This is a genomic window from Anaerofilum hominis, assembly GCF_014287275.1.
Taxonomy (GTDB): Bacteria; Bacillota; Clostridia; order Oscillospirales; family Ruminococcaceae; genus Pygmaiobacter; species Pygmaiobacter hominis.
The window spans coordinates 731,726-756,168 of sequence record NZ_JACONZ010000001.1; the positions used below are offsets into that span (position 1 = coordinate 731,726).

General features: G+C 62.5%; 19 protein-coding genes. 12 read left to right on the forward strand and 7 right to left on the reverse strand.

The window, feature by feature from the left end:
• Positions 1 to 21 precede the first annotated feature (21 nt).
• From H8S23_RS03220 to H8S23_RS03240, 5 genes are all read left to right on the forward strand, one after another.
• Complete coding sequence (locus tag H8S23_RS03220; protein ID WP_186886854.1) at positions 22 to 1,131, forward strand: BMP family ABC transporter substrate-binding protein; 1,110 nt, start codon at positions 22 to 24, stop codon at positions 1,129 to 1,131.
• A 23-nt stretch (positions 1,132 to 1,154) separates the two neighbouring features.
• Positions 1,155 to 2,690 carry an ATP-binding cassette domain-containing protein gene (locus H8S23_RS03225; protein ID WP_186886855.1) on the forward strand — a complete coding sequence of 512 codons (1,536 nt, stop codon included), beginning with the start codon at positions 1,155 to 1,157 and terminating at the stop codon, positions 2,688 to 2,690.
• Positions 2,677 to 3,747 carry an ABC transporter permease gene (locus H8S23_RS03230; protein ID WP_186886856.1) on the forward strand — a complete coding sequence of 357 codons (1,071 nt, stop codon included), beginning with the start codon at positions 2,677 to 2,679 and terminating at the stop codon, positions 3,745 to 3,747. The genes H8S23_RS03225 and H8S23_RS03230 overlap by 14 nt, the downstream gene beginning before the upstream one ends.
• Positions 3,744 to 4,631 (forward strand): ABC transporter permease, encoded by an 888-nt coding sequence (locus H8S23_RS03235; RefSeq protein WP_186886857.1) that lies wholly within the window; start codon positions 3,744 to 3,746, stop codon positions 4,629 to 4,631. The genes H8S23_RS03230 and H8S23_RS03235 overlap by 4 nt, the downstream gene beginning before the upstream one ends.
• 354 nt (positions 4,632 to 4,985) lie before the next feature.
• Positions 4,986 to 6,071, forward strand: coding sequence for a helix-turn-helix domain-containing protein (locus tag H8S23_RS03240; protein ID WP_186886858.1), 1,086 nt, complete (start codon positions 4,986 to 4,988; stop codon positions 6,069 to 6,071).
• 1,207 nt (positions 6,072 to 7,278) lie between these two features.
• Here H8S23_RS03240 and H8S23_RS03245 read toward each other — a convergent pair.
• Together H8S23_RS03245 and H8S23_RS03250 are read right to left on the reverse strand one after the other, a co-directional pair.
• On the reverse strand, positions 7,279 to 8,217 hold the full coding sequence (locus tag H8S23_RS03245) for a magnesium transporter CorA family protein (RefSeq protein WP_186886859.1): 939 nt from the start codon (positions 8,215 to 8,217) through the stop codon (positions 7,279 to 7,281).
• 279 nt (positions 8,218 to 8,496) lie between these two features.
• Positions 8,497 to 10,890 carry an alpha-galactosidase gene (locus H8S23_RS03250; protein WP_186886860.1) on the reverse strand — a complete coding sequence of 798 codons (2,394 nt, stop codon included), beginning with the start codon at positions 10,888 to 10,890 and terminating at the stop codon, positions 8,497 to 8,499.
• 199 nt (positions 10,891 to 11,089) lie between these two features.
• On the opposite strand from H8S23_RS03250, the gene H8S23_RS03255 reads away from it, so the two are divergent.
• The 6 genes from H8S23_RS03255 to H8S23_RS03280 all read left to right on the forward strand — a co-directional run bounded on the left by H8S23_RS03255 (position 11,090) and on the right by H8S23_RS03280 (position 18,524).
• Positions 11,090 to 12,124, forward strand: a complete 1,035-nt coding sequence (locus tag H8S23_RS03255) for a lipid II:glycine glycyltransferase FemX (protein WP_186886861.1) — start codon at positions 11,090 to 11,092, stop codon at positions 12,122 to 12,124.
• A 204-nt stretch (positions 12,125 to 12,328) separates the two neighbouring features.
• Positions 12,329 to 14,326 (forward strand): methionine--tRNA ligase, encoded by a 1,998-nt coding sequence (gene metG, locus H8S23_RS03260; RefSeq protein WP_186886862.1) that lies wholly within the window; start codon positions 12,329 to 12,331, stop codon positions 14,324 to 14,326.
• A gap of 102 nt (positions 14,327 to 14,428) precedes the next feature.
• A complete protein-coding gene (locus H8S23_RS03265) occupies positions 14,429 to 15,352 on the forward strand; it encodes a DMT family transporter (RefSeq protein ID WP_186886863.1) in 924 nt (307 codons plus the stop codon).
• 46 nt (positions 15,353 to 15,398) lie between these two features.
• Positions 15,399 to 16,193: a TatD family hydrolase gene (locus H8S23_RS03270; RefSeq protein ID WP_186886864.1), complete on the forward strand. Its 795-nt coding sequence runs from the start codon at positions 15,399 to 15,401 to the stop codon at positions 16,191 to 16,193.
• Between the two features lie 522 nt (positions 16,194 to 16,715).
• Entirely contained in the window at positions 16,716 to 17,690 is a 975-nt protein-coding gene (locus H8S23_RS03275) for a biotin--[acetyl-CoA-carboxylase] ligase (protein ID WP_186886865.1), read from the forward strand.
• 303 nt (positions 17,691 to 17,993) lie between these two features.
• Positions 17,994 to 18,524, forward strand: a complete 531-nt coding sequence (locus H8S23_RS03280; RefSeq protein WP_186886866.1) for a biotin transporter BioY — start codon at positions 17,994 to 17,996, stop codon at positions 18,522 to 18,524.
• A 384-nt stretch (positions 18,525 to 18,908) separates the two neighbouring features.
• Here the strand turns inward: H8S23_RS03280 and H8S23_RS03285 are convergent, their stop codons facing one another.
• From H8S23_RS03285 to proB, 3 genes are read right to left on the reverse strand one after another with little or no spacing between them, the layout of a single operon-like run.
• Positions 18,909 to 19,745: a hypothetical protein gene (locus tag H8S23_RS03285; protein ID WP_186886867.1), complete on the reverse strand. Its 837-nt coding sequence runs from the start codon at positions 19,743 to 19,745 to the stop codon at positions 18,909 to 18,911.
• Between the two features lie 27 nt (positions 19,746 to 19,772).
• The gene (locus H8S23_RS03290; protein ID WP_186886868.1) at positions 19,773 to 21,008 is read right to left on the reverse strand and encodes a glutamate-5-semialdehyde dehydrogenase; all 1,236 of its coding nucleotides are present in this window, start codon (positions 21,006 to 21,008) and stop codon (positions 19,773 to 19,775) included.
• Entirely contained in the window at positions 21,005 to 21,778 is a 774-nt protein-coding gene (gene proB / locus H8S23_RS03295) for a glutamate 5-kinase (protein WP_186886869.1), read from the reverse strand. Before proB ends, H8S23_RS03290 begins: the two co-directional genes overlap by 4 nt.
• A gap of 257 nt (positions 21,779 to 22,035) precedes the next feature.
• Between proB and H8S23_RS03300 the strand changes: the two genes are divergently transcribed.
• A complete protein-coding gene (locus tag H8S23_RS03300; protein ID WP_186886870.1) occupies positions 22,036 to 22,512 on the forward strand; it encodes a hypothetical protein in 477 nt (158 codons plus the stop codon).
• Positions 22,513 to 22,984: 472 nt separating this feature from the next.
• Here H8S23_RS03300 and H8S23_RS03305 read toward each other — a convergent pair whose 3' ends face one another.
• Both H8S23_RS03305 and H8S23_RS03310 read right to left on the reverse strand, forming a co-directional pair.
• Complete coding sequence (locus H8S23_RS03305) at positions 22,985 to 23,407, reverse strand: acyl-CoA thioesterase (RefSeq protein WP_186886871.1); 423 nt, start codon at positions 23,405 to 23,407, stop codon at positions 22,985 to 22,987.
• A 193-nt stretch (positions 23,408 to 23,600) separates the two neighbouring features.
• A complete protein-coding gene (locus H8S23_RS03310) occupies positions 23,601 to 24,086 on the reverse strand; it encodes a hypothetical protein (RefSeq protein ID WP_186886872.1) in 486 nt (161 codons plus the stop codon).
• Between the last annotated feature and the right edge of the window lie 357 nt (positions 24,087 to 24,443).

The window sequence follows — 24,443 nt, forward strand, 5'->3', positions numbered from 1 at the left end:
AAGAAAAATGGAGGGAAGAAAATGAAACGGTTTTTTGCGGTTCTCCTGTCACTGTCCATGCTGTTCTCCCTGGCTGCCTGCGGCGGCACCAAGGACCTGGAAGCAGGCGGCGGCGCTGCTTCCGGGGCGGCATCCGGCAGCGCTTCCACAGCGGCCCCGGATGCGGATGCGGAGTATAAGGTCGGCGTCGTGTTCGGCCCCGGGGGCCTGGGCGACAACAATTTCGCCGATATGATCTACGACGGCCTCTGCCGTGCGCGGGATGAACTGGGCGTTTATTTTGACTACATCGAACCCGCCTCCGACGGCGAGATCATTACCGCCCTGTATGAGTACGCACAGGACGGCAGCTATGACGTGGTCATGCTGGCCACCTCCAGCGCGGCCTCCTCTCTGGAAGAGGTCGCCTCGGAATATCCGGATCAAAACTTCACCATCATCGATACCACCATCGATCTGCCCAATATGCGCTCCGTGGCCAAGATCGGCGCCGAGCAGACCTTTATGGCGGGCGTCGTGGCCGCCCTGCTGACCCAGGAAGAGGGCTTTGACGGCGTCAATGAGGACAAAAAGATCGCCGTCGTAGTCGGCGAGGATTTCCCCATCCCCATGGCGATGGCCGTGGGCTTCCAGGCGGGCGCGCGCTGGGCTGATCCCGAAGTGGAATGCTTCATCTCTGTTGTCGGCTCTTTCAGTGACCCCGGCGCCGCCAAAGAGATGTCGGTAGCGCTCATCAAACAGGGCGTAGACATCATCCAGAATGATGCGGGCGGCTCCGGCTCCGGCATCTTCGCCGCAGCGGAAGAGACCGGCACCCTGGCGATCGGTGTCGGCGCCAACCAGAACACCATGAGCAAGCGCATCATCGGCACTTCGCTCTTCATCCTGTATCAGTATGTCTACAACGAGTGCGAGGCGCTGGTAAACGGCGAGTGGACGCCCGGTATCGTGAGCCCCGGCCTGGCCGACGGCTCGCTGGGATTTGTCACCGACGACGCCAGCATCCAGATCCCTCAGCACATCCTGGACAAGGCGGAGGAGGCCCGGGACTGGGTCGTCGCCGGCGGCATCGAACTGCCCTCCAAGGCGGAGGATGTGGACGCCTGGGCCGCTGAAAATGGGCTCGCATGACAAAACCGCAGGAGGGCGCTACAGTGAATACGATCGAAATGCGCGGCATCACCAAGCGATTCGGTTCTCTGACCGCACTGGACCATGTGGATTTCACCCTGCAAAAGGGTGAGATCCACGCCCTTTTGGGCGAAAACGGCGCAGGCAAAACCACTATTATGAATGTGCTGTACGGGCTGCTGCAGCCGGACGAGGGGGAGATCCTTGTCAACGGCAGGCCGGTGCGCTTCCGGGATTCGCTGGACGCCATCAAAGAAAACATCGGCATGGTAAGCCAGCACTTCATGCTCATCCCGGTGCTCAGCGTCACCGAAAACGTGGTCGCCGGCTCAGAGCCCCGGCGCGGTCTCTTTTTCGATTTCGCCAAGGCCGCCCAGCAGGTGGAAAAGCTCGCGCGGGACAACGGCTTTTCGCTGGACGTGAGGGCCCGTGCAGGCGACCTCTCGGTGGGGGAGCTGCAGCGGGTGGAGATCCTGAAAGTTTTATACAAAAACGCCCAGGTGCTGATCTTTGACGAGCCCACCGCCGTGCTGACCCCGCAGGAGGTGGACGAACTGTTCCTCACCTTCCGCCGGCTGCGCGACGAGGGCAAAAGCATCGTGCTCATCACCCACAAGCTGGGCGAGGTCATGCAGATCGCCGACCGCGTCACCGTGCTGCGGGACGGGCACCTGATCGGCAGCGTGGAGAAAAAGGACACCTCGATCCGGGAACTGGTCAAGATGATGGTGGGGCGCGAGGTGAGCCTGGGCGCCCGGCACCGCTCTGATCTCAGCGGCAAAGTCAAGTGCAGCATCCGCGATCTGTCCTATACCCGCGGCGGGCTGCCGGTCCTCTCCGACATCAACATCGATATCCGCGAGGGAGAGATCTACGGGATCGCCGGCATCGAGGGCAACGGCCAGACCGAGCTGCTGGAGGTCCTGACCGGTCTGCTGAAGCCCGATTCGATGACCCTTACCCTCGACGGCCGGCAAGTGACGGGCGCGGCGGTGGACTTTATCCGCAGCGGCATCGGTCATGTGCCGGAGGACCGCCTGCAGCGGGGCCTGGTACGCAACATGACCGTGGCGGAAAACATCATCCTGGGCTATGAGGACAAAGAGGATTTTTCCCGGTCCGGCCTGCTGCGCCAGGCTGCGATCCAGGCCGCCGGCACACGGCTGGTGGACGACTACAACATCAAGACCCCGGACTGTAACACCCCTGTGTCTTCCCTGTCCGGCGGCAATCAGCAAAAGGTGATCATCGCACGGGTATTCTCCGAAGAGCCGGACTTCGTGGTCTGCGCCCAGCCCACACGGGGCATCGACATCGCCGCCTCCGAGTATATCCACGAGGTGATGTTCCGCTACCGCGACCAGGGCAAGGCGATCCTGCTGGTTTCGGCCGACCTGGACGAGATCAAGACGATGAGCGACCGCATCGGCGTGCTGTATAAGGGCCGCATCGTGGACGAGGACCTGGCGGACAATTTCGACGACGACCGGCTGGGGTGCCGCATGGCCGGCGTGGACTATGTCCCGGAAAGCGAGGGGGATGACGATGGGAAAATTTAAGCTCGACACCACAAAGCTGTATCATTTTTTGAGGATCGTGGCGGCCCTGCTGCTGGCGCTGATCTTCGGCGGCGTCATTCTCTATATCGCCGGCTTCAATCCGCTGCAGGCCTACAAGCTGATCTTCAAAGGGGCGTTCGGCGGCGGCAAAGCCTTTTTGACGACGCTGATCTATGCCACCCCGCTGCTCTTTACCGGCCTTTCTTTCATCGTGGCCCGGCACGCCAACATCCTCAACCTGGGCATCGAGGGCCAGCTGTACGCCGGGGCCATGACCTCGGCCCTGCTGGGCGCTTACGTCACGGTATTGCCCAAAGTCATCCATCTGCCCCTGGTGCTTGCGGCCGGGGCCCTGGCCGGCGGGCTGTATGCCGCCCTGGCGGCCTTTCTCAAGGTAAAATACGGCGCCAACGAGGTCATTACCACCATTATGATGAACTACATGGCCACCCTGTTCTGCAGTTATCTGGTCGCTTACCCTCTCAAAAATGACCAGGGACTGACGCAGACCGAGCGGATCGCCGAGACGGCGCAGCTGGGCCGCCTGGTAAAGGACCACTCTTTGTCCCAGGCGATCCTGTTCGCCCTGGTGCTGATCGTCGTCGTCAACTTCGTGTTCAAAAACAGCCGTTTCGGCTACCGGGCGCGGGCCTGTGGCGGCAACCGGCTGGCCGCCGAGACGGCGGGTATCAACAGCGGCCGCATCACCATCCAGACCATGTTCCTGTCAGGGGCCATCTCCGGTCTGTGCGGAGGGCTGCTGGTATGCGGCACCTATTTCCGTTTTATCACCAACTTTTCCTCCGGTTTTGGCTTCGAGGGGGTGGCGGTGGCCACGCTGGCTGCATTTAACCCCATCGCCCTGATCCTTTCCGGCATTCTTTGGGGCGGCATCAAATCCGGCGCCTCGGTGGTCAACCGCATCGCCAGCGTGCCCATGGACGTCATCTCGCTGATCCAGGCGCTGGTGGTCATCCTGGTGGCGGCGCCCCGGCTGATGGACAAGCTGCTGGCGCCCCTCAAAAAGTTTCTTGTGAAAGGCGGGAGATCGGTATGATGGAATTTTTAAACCTGCTGGGCCTGCTGCTGCTCTCCGCCATCCGCACCAGCACCCCGCTGATCCTGGCCGCGGCGGGCGGTTCCGTCTGCGCGCGCAGCGGCGTGATGGCCATGGGCATGGAGGGTTTTATGCTGGTGGCCTCTTTCGGCGCGGCATGGGGCGCTTACACCTTTCAAAACGCCTGGCTGGGCCTGCTGGTCGGCATCCTGTTCGGGGTGTTCTATTCCCTGCTCTACGCTGTCCTCTGCGTCACTTTTTCCATGAACCAGGTCATCTGCGGCATCGGCATGAACATGTTTGCGCTGGGCTTCACCACCTCGATGACCCAGATCGTCTGGGGCACCCGCGCCTACTCGGACACCGTGCCCACCCTGGACCACATCCAGCTGCCCCTGGTGGGCGATATCTCGGTGATGGTCCCGCTGGCGATCCTGCTGGCGGTGCTGCTGTGGGGGTATCTGTTCAAAACGCCGCAGGGGCTGCACATGCGCATTGTGGGGGAAAACCCTCTCGCCGCCAGGACGATCGGCATCAACACCAAAAAGTTCAAGTATCTGGGTGTGCTGATCTGCGGGCTGCTGTGCAGCCTGGCGGGCAGTTTTCTGTCCATCGATCACGTCAACCGCTTTGTCATGGACATGACCGCCGGGCGCGGCTATATCGCCGTGTCGGTGAACATCCTGGGACGCTTTAATCCGCTGGGCGCCATCGCGGGCGGTCTTCTCTTCGGGGTGGCCGACTCGCTGCAGAACGTGGTCACCTCCTCCAGCATCCCGGGGCAGCTGCTTTCCATGGTGCCCTATGTGGTGACCCTGCTGGTCATCTCGTTCGCAGTGCGGTATGTCAGCTCGCCCGCCGGCATGGGCAAAAGCGACGACTGACCCGTTTTTGTCTGCATCCGTCTGGTCACGCCCCCTTTTGCTGCGGCCTCCGGCGGCGGGGTCTTTGGGGTCGGTCCTTTTGACTCTTCTCTTCCCCGCGGCCGCAGGCTGCGATCTCAGGCCCGCAGGCCCTGAGCCGGACACGGCTCGGGCCCGCGGGTCCTTTTTTGTTTTCACCGGGATGCTGCGCCGGGGAATCGGCACCCTGCCCCTGCGCAGCAGGGACACCGGGTTGCGTCTCTCTCCACAAAACCTGCCTGCGGGTCAACCTCGCCTCCATTGCGGCGCGGGGGCTGTGCCTGTACAATAAAAGCAGAGGCAGCCGCCTCAAACCATGGCATAGGGAGGCAAAATATGGGGTCGGAACAGTTATCCATCGGTCAAAACATTGCGGCGCTGCGGCGGCGGCAGGGGGTCACACAAGAGCAGCTCGCCTCTGCCGTGGGGGTCTCCGCCTCCGCGGTCAGCAAATGGGAGTCGTCCCAAAGCTGCCCGGATATCGCGCTGCTGGCGCCATTGGCCCGCTTTTTCGGGGTTTCGGTCGATCTTCTGCTGTCCTATGCGGAACACCTTTCACCCACGGAGGTGCTGGCGCTGGAAGAGCGCTGCGCCGCCGTTTTTGAGGGGGAGTTCTCTGCAGGGCTTGCGGCCTGCCGCGCCGCCCTGCGGGAATACCCCCGCGACAGCTATCTCGCTTTCCGCCTTGCAGGACTGCTGCTGGGCAAGGCCGTGTTGGCGGAGGGCGAAGAAGAGACGCAGGCCTTACTGGACCTGCAGCGGCAGCTGCTGGATCTTGCCGTTCAGTCCGACGACCCGCAGGTGCGCCAGGGCGCGCAGACCCTGCTCATCTCCCACTATGTGGCCGCCGGCCGGCCGGAAAAGGCAGAGGAGCTGCTCAGCGCCATCCCCGTCCCGGACGTGGACCCCCGGCTGCTGCTGGTCAGCCTTTACAGGATGCAGGGCCGCACGGACGAGGCGGAAAAGCTGGCCCAGCGGCTGCTCTACGATCAGCTTTCCGGGGCGGTGACCGGGCTGTCCGGCCTCGCGCATTCCGCGCTGGGGCGGGGAGACGCCGCATTTGCCGCCCGCTGCTGCGAAGCCATGGATACGCTCTGCAGCTGCTTTGGGCTGCCTGCCAACACCCGCCACAGCGCCTTGCTGACCCGTTTGAGACTGACCTCTGAGGCAGGGGATCCCGAGGCGCTGCTGGCAGCCGCGCAGCAACTGGCGGAGAGCTATCGGGCGATCCTGTCCGGCGCCGCGGCCCCGGACAGCCCCTTTTTTGACAGGCTGGAATGGAAGATCAGCACTTTCACACCAAAAGAGCGCCAGGGGCAGGCTGTCTTCCTGCGCACTCTGCTGACCGGTACGGCCTTTGAACCGCTGAAAGACGACCCGCGCTACACAGCGCTGCTGGCACAGATCGACGCGGCGGACTGAGGGGCGGGCCCGGCGGCCCCGCCGCATGCGTTCAGGGAGCAAAAGCCCGCGGTAAAATCGTCCCCTCCCCGCCGTCTTGCAGCGCAGGACGCCGGGGGTGACAGCGGGCGTTTGCCCTCGTCTGCGGCGTTTTGCCCTGCCAGCTCGGGCGCGGACGCCAGGGGGGATGGCAGCGCCTCGCGGCGAGGGCGATATCCGCGACCTCCCAGTTCGCGCGCAGGACCCCAGGGGAAATAACGAGGGCCTGTACTTCCGCCCTGCAAAGCGCATGTTGAGCGGCTCCGGCTGCCGGAGGGGACCGCCGGGAACAGGCTCCTCCCCTTTTTCTCCATCGCGTCTCCCCACCGCCGCAAAGCCCGCGTCTCCCCCACAGGTGAGCCGCCCGGCGCTGCAGCCGCTTGTTCCGCTCTTTTTCCGGCTTTGTCCGTGGCTTTCGCGTTAGCTCTGCGCCTGCGCTTTTGCAGCGCATCGGGCCGTCAAAAGGCACGCCGGGGCCGGCAAAAGACGCGCGGTAATGAAAAAACGAACGCGCTGCGCAAAAAATCCGCGTGGGGGCGCAAACAAAAAACCGTAAAAAAACCGGCAAAGCCGAGGGAGTTTACCGGCGGGCGAACCCATCAAACACCAGCACACGTCGCGCCGCGTTGGCACGGCCTGACTGCCGCGGTAAATCGTCTGCCTGCCATCCGCAAACAGGCTTATGAAAAACTTCCCATTGTCCGCTGTTCGCCTGCCAGCTCTTCTTTCTGCCGGTGTCCTATGGATCTTTCTGTTTTTCTTTGGAGTTTCCCCGCCGTATCTGCATAAGGTCCTCGACGCCGGAATTCTTGCTCCCCTACGCGATCAACGGTTCCGGTCATTCATTGGACGCTTCCCTTTGCTTTTTGTGCAGGGGGGCAGACCGCATCTCTATTTTTATAACGTTTTTTCCCTGTCTGCATGATCGCCATGAGGCTTCTTTTGAGCCGCTCGCCCGGCGAGCGGCTTTCTTTATATAAAAAAAGACAGTCCCCGGCGGGACTGTCTTTTTTCTCTCTTCTTTGCTGCCTTTCCGTTTGCTTTCAGCCAAGCTTGCCGGGCTGGCCGCTTTCCATCAGCGTCGGCTGCGCTGGTGGCCACCCCCGCAATGCGCTACAATTGACACCTTTGCGGTCATGTTTCCTTGTCTGGATCCGGCAAAAGCGGAGCGCTTTTTTTTCGCACGGCCCTACAGCCATTTTCTGCGGATCATGACAGCCACCGCGGCGATGGTGAAAACTGCGGCGATGAGCACCAGATAAACAAACCCCATCGGGTTATCGCCAAAGGGCACCGGCACGTTCGCGCCCCACAGGCCGAAAATGATGGAGGGGATGGTCAGCACGATGGTCACGGCGGCCAGCAACTTCATGACGATGTTCAGGTTGTTGGAGATGACCGAGGCGAAAGCGTCCATGGTGCCGCTCAGGATGTCCCGGTAAATATTGCTCATCTCGATGGCCTGCTTGTTTTCGATGATGACGTCCTCCAGCAGCTCGGTGTCCTCGGGGTAATCCCTGACAAAATCCAGCCGCAGCATCTTTTCCAGCACGATCTCATTGCTTTTGAGCGCGGTGGAGAAATAGACCAGGCTCTTCTCCAGCCCCAGCATCTGGATCAGCTCTTTGTTTTTCATGCTGATGTGCAGCTCGTTTTCCACGCGGGTACTGTTCTTGTCCACCTGGCGCAGATAAAACAGGAACAGCGTGGCGTTGCGGTAGAGGAACTGCAGGGTCATGCGGTTCTTTTTGCGGGTGTTGAGCCCTTTGACCAGCCCCTCGGTAAACGCGCGGGGCAGCGCCACCTCTTTCAGGCAGACGGTGACGATGTTCTCCTCGGTGAGGATGATGCCGAACGGCAGCGTGTTGTAGACAAAGTTGGGGCCCTGGGTCTCCACGGTGGGGGTGTCCACCAGCACCAGCGTGGTCCCGTCCTCCACCTCCAGGCGGCTGCGCTCCTCCTCGTCCAGGGCGGCCATCAAAAAGTCCCGGTCGATGGACAGGCAGCTGGACACCCGGCCGATCTCCTCCGGGGTGGGGTCGCAGAGATGCACCCAGCAGCCGGGCAGGATCTTTTCCTGCTCGGCCAGGGCGCCGTTGACGGGGTTGGTCATGTAGATATCGATCATATTGGTCACCTGCTTTCCCGGCCCGGCGCAGGCGTCCTCAGGGGCGCAGACCGCCCGCGGGGACGCCGGCGGGGCCGGTGTTTTGATTGCGTCTTCGAGGGTTGGGGTCGCCTTCCACGAGCGGTTCACACTCCTTTGCTCTTTTGAAAATCGGGCCGCAAAAACGGCGCAGGCCAAGGCGCTGCGCCGTCTCCCAGTCCTTTCTTAGTTTATGCCATTCGGGGCCGTTCTGTCAAGAAAAATGGTCTCATTCACGCAAATTTTATGGTTTTCCCCGGTTTAATTCGTGCTTTGCTCGTTTTTGCTCTCCTTTTCAGCCCGCAGCGCGCCCGCACCCGCTTTGAGCGCATAGAGGCGGCCGGAAAAATCCGGCATCAGACGCACATCGTCATTGTAGCCGGTGCCGGTGAACGACTGCTTGAAGCGCAGGCCCGCCCGCATCAGCAGGTCCCCCCAGGCGGTGTAATGCTCTTCTTCACAGGGCAGCATATAGACCCCGCTGGCGGTGTGCATCAGCAGGCCGTCCGCATTGACCCGGAAAGGCAGGATCTGGTTGATCAGGCTGCCGAAAGTTTTGATATTGATGACCTCGCGGCGCACCGAGATCTCGTACAGCCGGTCCGGGTGCAGGCCGTACAGCCGCATGGGCGGTTTGGCGCTGCTGGGCACCAGCAGGCCCATAAACTCGCCCGCCACCGCTTCGCTCTTGTCCGGCGCGACGGTGATCCACTGGGTCTCCCGCGCGGTCAGGCCGCGGGTGTCGTCCGGGCCAAACAGGCTTTTCAGCCGGTAAAAATCTCCCTGCTGCAGCACCTGGCGGTGCGCCTTGTACCAGGCGATCTGCTCTTTCATGGCCTTTTTCTCCGCCGCCGAGGCGACGGTGAGGTCCAGTTCATACCCCAGCAGCCCAAAAGCAGCCACGTCGAACCGCGCCTCCAGCGGCGAGGGCCGGGACGCCTGGTGGTTGGGACTGGCCGAAACGTGGGCCGCCATCACACAGGGCGGATAACCATAGCTGGTGCCGGTCTGGATGAGCTGCCGCTCATAGGCGTCGGTATCGTCGCTGGTCCAGATCTGCGGCATGTAGCAGAGCACCCCCAGATCGAAGCGGTCGCCCCCGGAGGCGCAGCCCTCGAACAGCACGTCGGGACAGGCTTCTGTCACCCGGCGGAAGATCTCGTACAGCCCCTGGACAAAGCGGTGCGCAAACCTGCCCTGCTCGTCCAGTGCGGGCGAGTAATTGTCCGACACATGCCGGTTCATATCCCATTTGACATAGGCTGCGCCGGCTGTTTTGACCGTGCGCACCACGTTTTCGACGATATAGTCCCGCACCTCCCGGCGGCAGAGGTCCAGTACCAGCTGGTTGCGGCCGCGGCCCGGTTCCACGCCGGGGGCTTTTACCGCCCAGTCGGGATGGGCGCGGTAGAGGCCGGAATCCTCGTTGACCATCTCGGGTTCCATCCAAAGTCCGAATCCCAGGCCCAATGCCCGCACCTTATCCCCCAGGCCATCCAGGCCCGAGGGCAGTTTTTTGCGGTTCACCTCGTAGTCTCCCAGGCCGGCGCTGTCGCTGTCCCGCGCCCCAAACCAGCCGTCATCCAGCACGAACAGCTCCACGCCCAGGGCCGCGGCCTCCCGGGCCAGCCGCAGCAGGCGCCGCTCGTTGAAATCAAAATAGGTGGCCTCCCAGTTGTTGAGCAGCACCGGGCGCAGCTTGTGGGCAAAGGCGGGCGGCAGGATGTGCTCTTTCACAAAGCGGTGCATGTTCTGGCTCATGCCGTTTTTGCCCGCGTCGGAACAGGTGAGCACCGCCCAGGGCGCCTCAAACCGCTCCCCCGGGGCCAGCGGCCAGCAGAAGCCGTCGCTCTGCACCCCCTCCATGATGCGGGTGGACCCCAGCGGCGAGACCTCGGCCGCGCCCTCAAAGCTGCCGGAATAGACCAGATTGCAGCCATAGACCCGCCCGGCAAATTCTCCCGCGCCATCCTCGTACACCATAAAAAACGGGTTGGTCCGGTTGGAGGACGCCCCGGTACGGCTGCCAAAGACGACCGCGCCCGGGGCGAGGCGGTGCTCGGTGACATGGCGCTCCCGCGCCCAGGCCCCGTCCAGCGTGGCCAGCGTATACCCGCAGCCGGGCAGGTCCAGCTGAAAGCTCATCGCCCGCAGCAGCTCCAGCGGCGCTTTGGTGCGGTTGACCACCCGCAGGCTGCGGGCGATGACGTCTGCCTGTTCGAACACGCCGTAGAGCAGCTCCACCTCCAGGCCGTCCGCCGTTTTCAGGGTCACGATGAGGCAGCCGTCCCCGCCGTGAGGAGCGGGCAGCCCCTCCGGCGCGGGCAGCGCTTCCTCCACCCGGAAGCCCTCATACACAAGGTCTGCGGTGAACCCCTGCCCGGTGCGGGCGGAAAAGGCGGGCAGACGGTAATCGCCCTTATTTTTCGGTGAAAACTCCAGCGGGCGGCTGTCCAGCGAAAGCGGCTTTTCCGCCGCTTTGTAAACCACCTCGCTACCGTAGCCCGCCGCGGTCTTCTCGCGCAGCGGTTCCGCGTCGTGGGTCTTGATCCTGGGCCCATAATAGAGCTGCTGCAGCAGGCCGCCGCGCGCCTCAAACAGATAGCTGGTATGCGCCGTGTCCAGCTGGAATACCGTGCCGGTGACCGTGATCACGGGCCGCGCCCCCTTTTTTGCCGAATTCCGCGCCGCAGCGCGTTTTGTTTTCAGTTTAATTATACACCCCTCCCGGGTGGTAAAACAACCGCCGTTGTGCTATACTATATCAGTATATAGGCCAAAAGCGGCAGGGCGGCCCGGCGTTGGGCGGCGCTTTGCCCGGGGGCCGAATCTCTACAAAGGGGACGCAGAAAATTTGGAACTTTTGAAACCGGAGCAATATGGCGAAGCGGAGGCCTTTGTCAGCCACCACCGGTCGGGCAGCTTTATGCAGAGCCCCGCCTGGGCGAAGGTGAAGCCGAACTGGAAGCATGAGATCGCGGCCCGGCGCGGGCCGGACGGCAAATTAAAGGGGGTCATGAGCATCCTGATCATGCCCATGGGCCCCGGCGCGCTGCTGTACGCGCCGCGCGGGCCGGTGTGCGACTACGACGACCGGGACACCCTTGCCGACCTGCTGGCGGGCGCCGCCGCGGTGGCAAAAAAACATCACGCCCATATCCTGAAGATGGACCCCTATATCCTGGAGGGGGACAAGCAGCACATCGAGCTGTTCCAGTCGCTGGGCTGCTCTTTCACCCCTGACGCGGCTTTCAAGGACACCATCCAGCCCCGCTACAACTACATGCTGCCCTATCTGGAGGGGCTCAGCGAGGAGGAACTGCTGTCAAAGTTTGCCCGGGAGACCCGCTATTACATCCGCTATCCCGGCAAACACGGGGTCACCTGCCGCTGGGGGGACGACTGCCTGGACGATTTTTACAGGGTCTATTCCGAAACCGGCGAGCGGCAGGGCTTCAACATCCGGCCCAAAGAGTATCTGGCCGGCTTTTTGAAAGCGTTTCCCGCCCACGCGCGCATGTATATGTGCTATTCCGAACAGGGCGCGCCCATCTGCGGCGGCCTGGCGGTAAACTACGCGGGCAAGACGGCCCATGTCTACGGCTGTTCCAGCGACGACCACGAGCTGCGCAGGCTGCGCGCCACCTATCTGCTGCAGTGGGAGATGATGAAGTGGGCCCTTTCCACCGGCTGCTGGGTCTATGACATGCAGGGCGTGGCGGTGCGCCCGGAGGACAGCCTGCAGCTGTACAATGTCCTGGGCTTCAAACAGAATTTCACCGGTGAGATCGTCACCACGGCAGGCGAGTTCCGCATCGTGTACAACGCGGCCGTCAACACGGCCATGGAAGCTGCTCTTAAGGTGCGCAGCAAGCTGATGCACCGCTGAAAAACGTGAACCCGGGCTGACGAGCGCATCTTGAAGCTCCAAACAGTTGAAAATTTTACTGAGGCGGGGCTTTTGCCAAAAGCACGCGGAAAGGGACCAGCCGTCCCGCGGCTTTTACCGGCAAAGCCCCCCGCCTCGGCAATTTTTCGGCGGTTTTCCGTTTCAAGGCGCGCTTTGGGCCCGATCTATTGTGGGGGGAGAAAAATGGAAGAGAAAAAAACGTTCTATATCACCACGCCGATCTATTATCCGTCGGACAAGCTGCATATCGGGCACACCTACTGCACCGTCGCCACCGACGCGATGGCCCGGTACAAGCGCCTGAAAGGCTATGACGTGATGTTTTTGACCGGCACCGACGAACACGGCCAGAAGATCGAGGAAAAAGCCAACGAAAAGGGGGTCACCCCGCAGCAGTTCGTCGATCAGATCGTCGAGGGGCCCCGCGGCGTCAAGGACCTGTGGAAGCTGATGGACATCAGCTATGACCGCTTTATCCGCACCACCGACGACTATCACGTGGCCGCCATCCAGAAGATCTTCAAAAAAATGTACGACAAGGGGGACATCTATAAGGGCACCTACAAGGGCAAATACTGCACCCCCTGCGAAAGTTTTTGGACCGAGAGCCAACTGGTGAACGGCTGCTGCCCCGACTGCGGACGCCCGGTGGTCGACGCGGAGGAGGAAGCCTACTTTTTCCGCCTTTCCAAATATGCCGGCCGCGTGCGCGACCTGCTGGTCAACACTGATTTTCTTGAACCGCGCAGCCGCGTGAACGAGATGGTGCACAACTTTATCGACCCGGGGCTGGAGGACCTGTGCGTCTCCCGCACCAGCTTTTCGTGGGGGGTGCCCGTGGACTTCGACTCAAAACACGTGGTCTACGTGTGGATCGACGCCCTGTTCAATTACACCACCGCGCTGGGCTTTATGAACGACCGTTACCCGGACAGCGATTATGAAAAATACTGGCCCGCAGACGTGCACTTTGTCGGCAAGGAGATCGTGCGCTTTCACTCCATCATCTGGCCCGCCATGCTGATGAGCATGGACATGCCCCTGCCCAAAAAGGTCTACGGCCACGGCTGGCTTCTGCTGGACGGCGGCAAAATGTCCAAATCCAAGGGCAATGTCGTCGACCCCTATCTGCTGGCGGAGCGCTACAGCACCGACGCGCTGCGCTATTTTCTGCTGCGCGATTTCCCGTTCGGCTCGGACGGCAATTTTTCAAATGAGCTGCTGATCGGGCGCATCAACATGGACCTGGCCAACGACCTGGGCAATCTGCTGTCCCGCACCACGGCGATGGCCGACAAATACTTCGGCGGCACCCTGCCTGCACCCCAGGACGAGGGCCCCGAGGACGCCGAGCTGCTGGCCATGCTGGGCGCGCTGCGCGGCAAATACGAGGCGCAGATGGAGAAGTTCTCGTTCCAGTCCGCCCTGGCCGAGGTGTTCTCGGTCATCGCGCGCGCCAACAAGTACATCGACGAGACCGCCCCCTGGGTGCTGGCCCGGGACGAAGAGAAAAAGCCCCGCCTGGCCCGGGTACTGTACAACCTGGCTGAGACGCTGCGCCTGTGCGCCGTGCTGCTGACGCCGTTTATGCCCGCCACCTGTGCGGAGATCTTTGCCCAGGTCGGCGCGGACGCCGCCGTGCAGACCTGGGACAGCGCCGCCGCTGCGGGCGCCCTGCCCGCGGCCGCCGTGCTGCACAAGGGCAAAAATCTTTTCCCCCGCATCGACGCGGCCAAAGAGCTGGCCGAGCTGGAGGCCCAGAGAGCCGCCCTGGCGGCACAGGCGGCCGCGGCCGAAAAGCCCGCTGCGCCTGCACCCGCAGCACCCGCCGAGCCCGTGGAACACGAGGCTGAGATCGACTACGACACGTTCAGCAAAGTGGAGATGCTGGTGGGCCAGGTGGTGTCCTGCGAGCGGATGAAAGAGAGCAAAAAACTGCTCAAGCTGTCGGTCTTTGACGGCGAGCGGGAGCGCACCATCCTTTCGGGCATCGCCAAATGGTATGCGCCTGAGGATCTGGCCGGCAAAAAGGTGGGCATTGTGGCAAACCTGGCCCCGCGCCCGATGATGGGCGGCAAATACGTCTCTGAGGGCATGGTCCTGGCGGCTGACACCGACGACGGCGGCGCTGCGGTCTTTTTCTTCCCCGACGAGGTGCGCCCCGGCAGCCGCATCCGCTGAAGCGCCTGCGCCGCCGGCAGCGTCCTCCCTTATCACAAGGACCCGCTCCATTCAAGGGCTGCCCGCAGGGCGGCCCTTTTTAAAGCAAGCGAGGTGTATCTCTTGACAGATCTCAAACAGAAAAATCTCTTTACCGGGCGGCTCTCGATGCCGCTGCTGGCAGTGCTGTGCACCCTGCTGTGGGGCAGCGCTTTCCCCTTTGTCAAACTGGGGTACGCGGCTTTCGGCATCGGCGGCGACGCCAGTGTCTACACAAAGTTGCTCTTTGCGGGGCTGCGCTTCGGCTTTGCCGGCGTGGTGGTGCTGGCCGTGGGCAGCGCCGCCGCCCGGCGGCCCCTGTTTTTCAAAAAAAGTGAAGCGGGTCCCATTTTGCTGATGGCGCTGGTGCAGACCGTGCTGCAGTATATTTTCTTCTATGTGGGCCTCTCCAACACCAGCGGCACGCTGGGCAGCATCCTCACCTCCACTTCGGCCTTTTTCGCAGTGCTGGGCGCGCCGCTGTTCTTCCGCTCCGACAAGCTGACCGGCGCCGGGGTGGCGGGCTGCGCCGTGGGCTTTCTTGGCGTGCTGCTGGCCGCCGGGGGCGGCGACCTCGCGTTCCGGCTGACGGGCGAGGGGTTCATGGTGCTCTCTGCGGCCGCCAATGCGGGCAGTTCCCTGCTGGCCCGCAAATACGCACAGGGCATTTCCCCCATGGCCCTCACCGGGTGGGGGCTGGCCCTCGGCGGCGGGGCTCTTGCCGCGGCAGGCCTTGCGGGGGGCGGCCGTTTCCCGCAGGTCACCGGCGGCGGGATCGCCGTGCTGGCCTACCTGATCCTGCTCTCCGCGGTGGCTTTTTCCCTTTGGACCACCCTGCTCAAATACAACCCGGCGGGCCGCGTCTGCATCTTCAATTTTCTCATCCCCATTTTCGGCACCCTGCTCTCCATCCTGGTGTTGGGGGAAGAGGCGCTGCAGCTCAAATATCTGGGCGCGCTGGCGCTGGTCTGTGCCGGTATCTGGCTGGTGAACCGGAAAAAGGCCTGAGGCCGCCGTTCCCCCGCCGCGATGTTTCAAATAAAGGAGGATCTCTATGGCTGCGATCTTCGACACCCATGCCCACTATACCGCCTCTGCTTTCAATGCCGACCGCGACGCGGTGCTGTCCGCACTGCCCGGCAAAAACGTGGGGCTGGTGATCGACTGCGGCACCGATCTTGAGAGCAGCCTCGCCAGCCTGGCGCTGGGCGAGCGCTATCCGTTTCTCTACTCGGCAGTGGGCATCCACCCGGAAAGCCTGATCGAGGAGGACGCTTCCACGGTTTGCCGGTTCGGCGGCGACTGGCGGGCCGAGATGGCGGCGATCCGCCCGCTGTATGAAAACCCGCGGGTGGCCGCGGTGGGAGAGTGCGGCCTGGATTATCACTGGCCTGTGCCCAAAGACGAGCAGCTGGCGCTGTTTGAGGCCCAGCTGCAGCTGGCGCTGGAACTGGATAGACCCATCATCGTCCACGACCGGGAGGCGCACGCCGACACCTACGCGCTGCTGAAAAAGTACCGTCCGCGCGGCGTGGTGCACTGTTATTCCGGCAGCGCGGAGGACGTAAAGTGGCTGACCGCGCAGGGGCTGTATATCGGCTTTGGCGGGGTGGTGACCTTTCGCAACGCCCGCAAAGCACTGGAAGCCGCAGCCGCCGTGCCCGCAGACAGGCTGCTGATCGAGACGGATTGTCCCTATATGGCCCCGGTACCCTATCGCGGCAAACGCAATGATTCCTCCCTGCTCACCCATGTGGCAGCGACGCTGGCCGCCCTGCGGGGCGTGGATCCCGAAACGCTGTTGACCCAGACCATGGCCAACGGCCGCACACTGTTCGGCATCCGCTGAGGCCCTTTTGGGGGGCGTCCTGCGGCCTCTCCCCGCGCTTTCAGCAGGCTTTGGAGAACGCGGAACGCGTCCTTTGGGGGGACGCGCAGCCGCGGCTTTCCCGCCGGGCGGCCTCTCTGTGGGGGAACGGCCGGTGCAAGGCTGTTTTGCTCTGTTTTTCGCAGCAGCCCGCTTTTGCCCGCAGGCGACGGCGTCTCCCTCTTGCAGACGTGCTACTCGTGTGGGGCGGCTGGTTCCCGCCGGCTGCCGCATGGTCTCGAGAACAGGAACGGGGACCGCGCGGCAGGGCGCGCCGTTTTGTCCGCGGATACCCTGCAGCCTCCCTCCGGCCCTTCTCCCCGCCCCGGTTTCAAAACAGCCGTGCTCCCTGCCGGTTTACGCTGTTCTTACCGCGCTATTGTCAACTAAAAAATATTTTTAGTTGACAATAGCGCGGTTTTCTTTTACACTCTAAATTGGTTAAAATCGATTTTATCCCGATCGCACTTTTTATCGCCTCTGCAAAGGCAAAGGAGGAAGCAGGTGAAAAAGAGCCCTGTCAAAGAGGCCCTGCTGCAGGCGCTGCGCGCCGCGCCCGGTCAATGGCACAGCGGGGAGGCCCTGGCCGAGGCGGCGGGCGTCACCCGCAGCGCGGTGTGGAAAGCCGCAGGCGAACTGCGGGCCGAGGGTTTTCCGCTGGAATCAGTGCCCCGGCGCGGCTATCGGCTGGCGGCCGGCGGAGATCTGCTCACCCGGGAAGAGCTGCTGGTCCATCTTGGACCGGGTTGGCAGGCCGAGTGCTTCCGCTCCCTGCCCTCCACCAATCGCCGCGCGCGTGAGCTTGCCAACAGCGGCACGGCCGCGCCGCTGCTGGTGGCGGCTGAGGAACAGACGGACGGTATGGGCCGCCGGGGGCGCAGCTTTTTTTCGCCGCCCGGCAGCGGCCTTTATTTCAGCCTGCTCCTGCGCCCCGCTCTGGCAGCTGCGGACGCGCCGCTGGTCACCGCGGCGGCGGCAGTTGCCGTCCGGCGGGCGCTGGCGGGCTGCGGGGCCGAAGTGGGCGTCAAATGGGTCAACGACCTGTGGATGGGGGAGCGCAAGGTCTGCGGCATCCTCACCGAGGCGGCGACCGGCTTTGAAAGCGGGCTGGTGGACCACCTGATCGTCGGCTTCGGCCTCAACCTCACAGCCCCGGAAAGCGGTTTTCCCCCTGCGCTGGCCGGTGTCGCCGGGGCGGTCTTTGCGCCGGGCTGCGCGCCCGGACGCGCCGCTTTGGCCGCCGCCGTCACGCGGGAATTCCTGCCTTTGCTGGAAGCGCTTCCCGCCAAAGACTTTCTGCAGGAATACCGCGCCGCCAGCATCCTGCCCGGACGCAGCGTCACCGTGCTGCCCGTGCTGGGCCAGCCCTATCAGGCAACGGCCGGGGAGATCGACGACCAGGGCCGCCTTGCCGTGCGCCTGCCCGGCGGGGAATGCCGCTTATTAAACGCGGGCGAGGTGCGGCTGCTCCCCCATTGAAAGCGCGCCGTCTCATGCTCTGAGCCGGTGGGCGCGGCCGCGGCGCACAGGTTTTTTGCCACATCTTTGCTGCGCCTTTGCCGGTGTCCCCTCCCGGGCAAAACAGCGGTCTCTGCGGGGCGGCCGGCGCTGCAGCGCAGCCGGCTTCTCTCTGGGTCAGAACATGCGCCCCGCTTTTGCGGCGGGTGCCGCCGCCCGCGGGCGCGGCTCTCTCTCTCTGCTTCAAAAAATCCGTCCGCGCCCCGACGCGGGGTGCGGGACAAACTTTTCCGCTTTACGCGGCCAAAAATCTTGGAGGGACCTATGGAACACACTGCTAAAAAGACCAGGGAACTGGTGCTCGCTTCCCTGTTGACCGCCGCCACCGCCGTGTTGGCGCAGATCATGCTGCCCATCGGGCCTGTCCCCTTTAATTTGGCGGTCCTGGGGGCCTATCTGGCCGGCTGCCTGTTGGAACCCGTCTGGGCGCTGGCCAGCATGGCCGCTTATCTTCTGCTGGGCGCGTTTGGCCTGCCGGTGTTTGCCGGCTTTTCCGGCGGCCCGGCCATTCTGGCCGGCCCTACCGGGGGCTATATCGTCGGTTATCTGCTGATCGCGCTGTTCACTGCGCTGGCTGCAAAACACGGCAAAGATCCGCTTTGGACCGCCGCGGCCATGGCCGCGGGGCTGCTGGCCTGCTATGCGCTCGGCACCGGCTGGTTTATGATCGTCACCGGGCGCAGCCTGCCGGAAAGCCTGGCGCTCTGTGTGCTGCCTTTCGTGATCCCCGACGCCTGCAAGGCCGCCGCCGCACTGCTGCTCTCGCGGGCGATGCGCGCCCGCCTGCGGCGCTGAGCTCCAAAAACGCTTCCCGCGGCGCAAGGCCTCCGGCAAGGCCCGCGGGCAGCGCCCCCTATCCCCGCAACACAAAACCCGGGGAGGCGGATATTTCCCCTCGGCCCCCGTTCCCCTCAGGCGCTGCAAAAGTCCGTTTTTTCACTGTTTCCCTTTCCCCTGCGCCCTCCGGCGTATGTTCAACGGGCGGCTTCGGGACGCCGTATTCCCACCGCGGGCTGAAATATGGATGCGTTTTTCCCCGGACACTCCCTTTCGCGCTGCCGGCGATCCTGCGCACAAAAAAAGACGGACAGGTCTCTCCCTGTCCGTCTTTTTTCTCTTTCAGTGTCAGCGCGCGCCGGCGCGCTGCGCGGGCGCCGCGCCTTTTGCACCATGCGGCTTTTACTCTGTGCCCTCTTCAGGAGCACTCTGCGGGGCGGAGCTGCCGCCCGCCAGCGAATCCGCCTGCTGCTGGATCTCGCTGGCCAGCTGCTCGTCCTGCGGTATCACGGGCGGCGCCTGGCTGGCAGCGGCGCCGGCGGTCGTCTCCGGCTTCATGTCGCTGGTGGTCATTGCCGCCAGATAATAGCCGTCTCCCTGACGGGTAAAGATATAGTCGTAATAAAACGCCGGCTCGCCCTGCTCGGTGGAAAGGGTGCCGTCCAGCGAAAAGCCGGTGGGGGGCGCCACATAGCCCACGGTGATCCGTTTTTGCTGTACCGAGTTCTTGATCTTCACCACCTTGGGGGTATAAGCGCTGGTGGTGCCGGTGATGGGGATGATATAGCCGCTTTTTTCCTCATCATAGACGAACTGCATGCCGTTGGCGTCAAAGGTATGGTGCTCCAGCACATAGTCCCTGCCGAACAGCAGCGCGCCATTTTTGTCAATATCCACAGCAGGCAGGATCAGCGCGCCCACGTCATCGCGCTCATACTTGGAGATATCCTCGTTGTAGATGGCCTCCCAGATCGCCGTCTGCAGCAGCATGTTCTGGTCCGCTGTCTCCAGGCTGTCAAAGGGCACCGGGTCCAGCATCACGATGGGGGCTAGCAGTCTTTCATACTGTTCTTTCTCCTTGGTGTCGTCAAACAACTTGGCGGTCACCCGCACCCCGGCGGAGATCAACGACACCGCGCCCAGCACGATCAGCACACACAGTGCGCCGCCCAGCAGCTGGCGGCGGCGCCGGCGGCGCATCCGCTCTTTCTCTTCCTTGGTCTGTCTTTTATAAGCCATGTTGTTACCTCGTGACCTCCGTCCGGGTCAGCGGATCTGGCCGCTGCCCCGGACGACGTATTTATAGGTGGTGATCTCCTCAAGCCCCATCGGGCCGCGCGCCCCCACCTTTTGGGTGGAGATGCCCATTTCACAGCCCAGGCCGAACTCTCCCCCGTCAGTAAAACGGGTGGAAGCGTTGACATACACGGCGGCGGAGTCCACCTCGCGGCAAAAGCGCGCCGCGGCCGCCTCATCCGCAGTGACGATGGCGTCCGAGTGATGGGTGGAGTGGGCCGCAATGTGGGCCAGAGCTTCGTCGAGATCGCGCACGACCTTGATCCCTAGGATATAATCTAAAAATTCTGTGTCAAAATCGTGTTCATTTGCGGGTTTTCCAGAAATTATTTTCCCCGCCGCCTCGTCCAGGCGCAGTTCCACGCCCGCCTCTTCCAGCATTTGGGCCGCCAGAGGCAAAAATACAGGCGCGATCTGCTCGTGGACCAGACAGTCCTCCGCCGCGTTGCAGACGCTGGGACGGCTGGCCTTGGCGTTGGTGACGATACGGGCCGCCATCTCCGGGTCGGCGGCGCGGTCCACATAGACATGGCAGATGCCGGTGCCGGTCTCGATGCAGGGCACGGTGGCGTTTTCCACGCAGGCGCGGATCAGGCCCGCACCGCCGCGGGGGATCAGCAGGTCTACCCGGCCCTCCGCCGTCATCAGTTCGTTGGCGCTGGCGCGGGTGACATCCTCCACAAGGCAGATCACATCCGGGTCAAAGCCCGCGCTCGCGGCGCCGCGCCGCAGCGCGGCCACGATGGCGGTATTGCTGCGGATCGCTTCTTTGCCGCCGCGCAGCACACAGGCGCTGCCCGCTTTCAGGCAAAGCGCCGCCGCGTCCGCCGTGACATTGGGGCGCGACTCGTAGATGATGGCGATCACCCCCATGGGGGCCGTCACCTTTTCGATGACAAGGCCGTTGGGGCGCTCGATATGTTTCTTCACCTGTCCCACGGGATCGGGCAGCGCGGCCACGCTCTCCATGCCCGCCGCCATGCCCTCGACGCGGTCCGGGGTAAGGCGCAGCCGGTCCTGCATGACCTCGCTGATGATCTCGCGGGCCGCCTGCAGATCGGCGGCATTGGCCGCCAGGATCTCCTCCTGTGAGCGGCGCAGGCTGTCGGCCATCGCCAGCAGCAGCCTGTCTTTCTCCTCTGCAGAGGCATAGGCCACGCTGCCCTTTGCGGCATGCGCACGGTCCAGCAGTGACAAGACGCTCATACGTCTTTCCTCCCTTCAAAACGGGTGCCCACGGGCTTGCCCTCCATCAGGTCATAGAGCAGCTCGGGCTGTCTGCCGTTCATGATCACCATGGGGATCCCGGCGCGGTTTGCCACCAGACCCGCCCGCAGTTTGGTCTCCATGCCGCCGGTGCCCAGTTTGGAACCGGCGCCCCCGGCCAGGGCAAAGATCTCAGGGGTGATCTCGCGCACCAGCGGGATCAGCTTTGCCTGCGGGTTTTGATGCGGGTCGCTGTCATACAGCCCGTCGATATCCGACAGGATGACCAGCAGGTCTGCTTTGGCCAGGGTGGCCACGATCGCGGAGAGGGTGTCGTTCTCGCCGATGCCCAGCTCCTCGGTGGCCACCGTGTCGTTCTCGTTGACGATGGGCAGCACCCGGTAATCCATCAGCCGCTGCAGCGTGTTCTCGATGTTGCAGCGGCAATCGTCGTTCTCGATCTCATAGCTGGTGAGCAGCATCTGCGCCACCACATGATGATACTGCTCAAACTCCTTATCATAGACGTACATCAACTCGCACTGGCCCACCGCCGAGGCCGCCTGCTTGCCCGGCACGTCGCTTGGGCGCTGGGACAGAGAGAGCTTGCCCACCCCCATGCCGATGGCGCCGGAAGAGACCATCACGACCTCTACCCCGCTGTTTTTGACGTCCGCGATCACCCGGCACAGCCGTTCAATACGGCGGATGTTCAGCTGGCCCGTGGCATGCGCCAGCGTAGAAGTGCCGACCTTGACGACGATCCTCATGCGTTTCCTCCCTGCCCCGGCAACGGGGATGCTGATTTTTGGCCCAGGGCCTATACGGGTAATATTGTATCATAACCGGGCCTCAAAAGCAAAACATCGGGGCTGCGTCCCTGCTGTAAGATAAATATTGCCGGCAAAAACTCCATCAGTCTCACCAAACAGCCTTGAAAGGAACAGTTTCATCTAATAGAATGTAAAAAAGCAGGCCGTATTAGGCGGAGAACGACAATTCGGATGCTGGCGAGGGGAGCAAACATATGGTCGCTAAATTCGGGCAATACATAGTTGATATCGATACTGAAAAAACAAAATACTTTTATGAGAATGCAGAGCCAGTCAGCAAAGGATGTTCCTGCGATGGCTGCCTGAATTTTGAGAAAGCCGTCGATGCGCTCCCGCAGACGGTAAGAAAGTTCTTTGCCGATCTTGGCGTTGACATGCGCAAGGTGTGCGAATGCTATGTAAATTGCACAAACGATGACGGAACGCTATCCTATGGCGGCTTTTATCACATCTGCGGCACCTTGTTAGAGGGAGAGAGTGCGTGGAAGAAAACAAGTGATACAACTTCATGTTGGGATGAAAGTGCAGCATTTTCTGTTTCTCCTAGTTTCCATGTATCCATGCAGAAAGATATTTCCCTGTTGGAAACAGATTTTCCGCTTCCAGCTATCCAGCTTGAATTCTCTGCAAGTATTCCTTGGGTACTTGAAAAAGAGAACACGTACCTATAACATGACAACTTTCCGTTTGTCGTACTGATTTGATCGCGCCTTCTTGGTCCAAGGCGATCCAAATCGGAAACTCCCTACACCGAAAAAGTGCAGGGAGTTTTTGGATATTGCGCCGAAAACCAGTTTGCCATGCCTGAAAGCAGCGCTTCTCTACAGCAGGGAGGCGGCAGCCCCTTAAGACCCGGCCTCCCTTTTTACGGCGAGCAGCGCGAACACCAGCCTTTCGGCCCCGCCTCCCTAGCGGCAGCGGGCATGCGGAGGAGCGCGGCCGATACTTCTCCGCCGCTTTGCCCCGGGCGGCGGCGCAGCGCCCGTCTGCGGCACACATCCCCGTGACCCGCTTTTTTGTGCCCGCGCCTCACTTGGAAAAGCCCTTGTGTCCGGCGGCCGGGTCTGCCGTCGTTTCACCCGCGCTGCACCCGCGGGGATCTCTCGTGCCCGGCGGCCCTGTCTGCCGCCGCCCGGGTGCGGCTCAGGCACTCTGCCCCTCTGCCGCCAAAGAGCAGAGCAGCGCGTCGAACTCCGGCAGGCTGCGGCGCAGCCGGGCGGGCCGGCCCGCGCTGTCCACAAAGCAGTGCTGGGACGAGCCGGTGCAGACCAGTTCGCCGGCGGCGGCGCGCATCTCATAAAAGATGGTCATGCGGGCCCCGTGATAGGACTGCAGCCGCACCGTCACCTCCACGACGTCATGAAAGGTGGTGGACCGTTTGTAGCTGCATTCCACCCCCAGCACCGGCGAGGCCACGCCCAGACTCTCCAATCGGTCATAACCCCAGCCCAGCTGTTCCAAAAAATCCACCCGCGCTTCCTCCATCCAGCGGATATAGTTGGAGTGGTGGGTGATGCCCATCCTGTCGGTCTCATAATATTGCACTCTGTGCAGATAAGGTCTCATGTTTTTCTCCTTTTTGCAGCGCGCCGTCCAGAAAGGTCGCGCAAGCGACCACAGGCCGCGTTCGCTTTCTTTCCGGCCAGAGCGTTGACCGCCGTCTGAAAAGCGCCCTGTTTATCCTGGATTCTCCCTGTTTTTTGTTCCGCAGCTGTCTTGAAAGATCATGACGGCCTGCCCGCTTTTTTCCTGATGGCCCCTAGCCGCCCGGCCGCTCAAGCGCCCTGCGGTGCTGCAGATGGATGCCGATATGCCCGACCCCCAGCACCAGGGTAAAAAAGAGCAGCGGTATCAGACGCGCGTAGATCCCCAACAGCAGAAAAGCCCCTACCGGCAGAGTGGCCCCGGCCAGCGGCACTCCCAGAAACGAGCTGTAAAAGTCCGTCAGCTCTTTGCCGCTTTTGAAATATCGGACCCACCAGCACTCATACAGCAGCATCAACACCGCTGAAGCGACCAGCCAGAGGCTCCAGCCCGACCAGGGGCCCGGGTCGGTGTCGCGGAAAAACAGCGCCGCGCAGAGGGTCCCCGCTTCCCCCACCCGCTCCAGAACCAGCAGACGGCGATCCTCGCCGGCCGCGCTGTAGCCCCTGGGCTTGTTTTTGGTCCAAAACAGATTCGGCGCTATCAGCAGAGCTGAAAACACCAGCCCGGTCCAGGAAAATCCCCAGTGTCCAAACGTCATGTCACTCCTCCTGCTCCCGCGCGGGACAGAAAAAGGGCCGCGCCCCTCCTGTGCGGGAAAATCGTCCTTTTTTCAGCCTCGCCCGTGTCCTCACCCCGGCGATGCTTCGCCGCGGCGTCTTTCCGGCAGATCTTCAGTCGGCCTTTTTACAGGCCGTTCTTCCGCTCCTTGCCCCGGATCGTCCCGCGGGGACGAGGAGCACATAGAAACAGGCCGTTTTTTTCTGCGTAACAGTAAAAGGCGCAGGCTATTTTTTAAGCCACCCGCCCGGCTGCCGCCCGTTTTTTGAACAGGCCGTTTTTGCTGGACACCGTTTTTTCATAGCACGCCGCACAGGTGTGAAAAAGGGGAAACCGT

Bases quoted from the DNA above. Each gene is read 5' to 3' on its own strand.
- metG (WP_186886862.1), top strand. From the start codon at position 12,329: ATGGAAGAGAAAAAAACGTTCTATATCACCACGCCGATCTATTATCCG.
- H8S23_RS03285 (WP_186886867.1), bottom strand. From the start codon at position 19,745: ATGGCTTATAAAAGACAGACCAAGGAAGAGAAAGAGCGGATGCGCCGC.
- H8S23_RS03290 (WP_186886868.1), bottom strand. From the start codon at position 21,008: ATGAGCGTCTTGTCACTGCTGGACCGTGCGCATGCCGCAAAGGGCAGC.
- H8S23_RS03245 (WP_186886859.1), bottom strand. From the start codon at position 8,217: ATGATCGATATCTACATGACCAACCCCGTCAACGGCGCCCTGGCCGAG.
- H8S23_RS03300 (WP_186886870.1), top strand. From the start codon at position 22,036: ATGGTCGCTAAATTCGGGCAATACATAGTTGATATCGATACTGAAAAA.
- H8S23_RS03220 (WP_186886854.1), top strand. From the start codon at position 22: ATGAAACGGTTTTTTGCGGTTCTCCTGTCACTGTCCATGCTGTTCTCC.
- H8S23_RS03230 (WP_186886856.1), top strand. From the start codon at position 2,677: ATGGGAAAATTTAAGCTCGACACCACAAAGCTGTATCATTTTTTGAGG.
- H8S23_RS03240 (WP_186886858.1), top strand. From the start codon at position 4,986: ATGGGGTCGGAACAGTTATCCATCGGTCAAAACATTGCGGCGCTGCGG.
- H8S23_RS03305 (WP_186886871.1), bottom strand. From the start codon at position 23,407: ATGAGACCTTATCTGCACAGAGTGCAATATTATGAGACCGACAGGATG.
- H8S23_RS03280 (WP_186886866.1), top strand. From the start codon at position 17,994: ATGGAACACACTGCTAAAAAGACCAGGGAACTGGTGCTCGCTTCCCTG.
- H8S23_RS03270 (WP_186886864.1), top strand. From the start codon at position 15,399: ATGGCTGCGATCTTCGACACCCATGCCCACTATACCGCCTCTGCTTTC.
- H8S23_RS03310 (WP_186886872.1), bottom strand. From the start codon at position 24,086: ATGACGTTTGGACACTGGGGATTTTCCTGGACCGGGCTGGTGTTTTCA.
- proB (WP_186886869.1), bottom strand. From the start codon at position 21,778: ATGAGGATCGTCGTCAAGGTCGGCACTTCTACGCTGGCGCATGCCACG.
- H8S23_RS03235 (WP_186886857.1), top strand. From the start codon at position 3,744: ATGATGGAATTTTTAAACCTGCTGGGCCTGCTGCTGCTCTCCGCCATC.